Annotated in this window: 1 protein-coding gene; it reads right to left on the bottom strand. The window is 38.1% G+C overall.

Going from position 1 to position 1,264, the window contains the following annotated elements; translation table 11 throughout:
- Positions 1-513 precede the first annotated feature (513 nt).
- Positions 514-1,212: a hypothetical protein gene (locus AKL11_RS23835; RefSeq protein ID WP_067522799.1), complete on the bottom strand. Its 699-nt coding sequence runs from the start codon at positions 1,210-1,212 to the stop codon at positions 514-516.
- Positions 1,213-1,264: the final 52 nt, after the last annotated feature.

Here is a 1,264-nt window from a genome sequence, read left to right as displayed (position 1 = left end):
ATTTTGAACGTTGCTGAAAACTACACAGAACCAAAATACCTGGAAACAGTTTGAGTCAGAGGGTTTGACTACTTGATGTTTACGACAATGTAACTTCCTGGCCTGCATAAAACCTGAAACTTTGCACGCTACAGAAAACCTGCACCCTTCCCCACCAACTGACCGACAGAAAAGATGGAATGGAAACTGATCTCTGTGCTGGCGTGACAAAAGGAAATTGGTTCGCTACCGCTTGCCAGCTTGGAAAAAACAAACAGCAAACGACGATCGTGACGCTGGCATAAAAGAAGGAATAAATGACAAAACTCTCACGCCAGCTTGCAAAACGAAGACTACCGATATCTTATGAATTTTTCGATGAAACAGAACAAAAAAACTTCCACCGCTGAAAAACTCTCAGTTTTACAACTCTGGTAGAATCACAGCAGCTAACGCCAAATTAAGCGGCACCGTAGGCGTCCGGTGGAGCGCAGCGGAACGAACTTGAATTTATTGTTATAACCCAAATTGCTACTATATCAACTCTTTAATACCTATAGTTTCATTTATTATCGAATCGGTGTCTACAACTTGGCATAAATCATTAATTGGTCCAATTTTAAACCCTGAGTATGTGCCATCAGTTACTTGTTGCTTGATTGCAAGCCTCCATTCATATTGCCATGCATATTCATCGAACTTTTTATAGACACCAATTTTTCCTTGATGAGATTGATAAGGAATGTAGTCAACCTTTTTAGCAATAAATTTATGATCAGGATGCGAGGAAATATCATCATTTGATTTAATATGATTCATTATTCGTTCCAAAAATTCAGGAATATCAACTCCATGTATCATGATAGCTTTATCACCAAACTTTTTAAAATCATTTGAAAGCTTAAGTTCGCCACCTGCATCAGCAACATCCTTTGCAGTTATAGCTGACATACAGAAGATATTTGTTTCTTGATCATGATTGAATCGAATACTTAAATTTCCTGTCAAAGCATTAATCTCTTCTCCACCTATTTTGAGAACAATATTTTCTCCACTATACCTAGCAGCAAGCCCTTCGTTTGCATCTCCTCTTAGTACAGAGTCTTCATTCTCAATATTTCTAAAATATTCAATACTATTCATGAAAAGAAGACCGTCGTCTACAAAACTGCTTACATATTCAGATGACGTGAATTTAACTAAAAATGCCACATGACTTTCTAAATTTTGCACTTACTATCCTTTGGGTTATAACGCCAACTTAAGCGGCGCCGCAGGCGTCCGC

It is taken from the genome of Endozoicomonas ascidiicola (genome assembly GCF_001646945.1).
GTDB classification, from domain to species: domain Bacteria; phylum Pseudomonadota; class Gammaproteobacteria; order Pseudomonadales; family Endozoicomonadaceae; genus Endozoicomonas; species Endozoicomonas ascidiicola.
The sequence above is the reverse complement of the archived record's forward strand: the minus strand, read 5'-3'. Positions and strand labels throughout refer to the sequence as shown.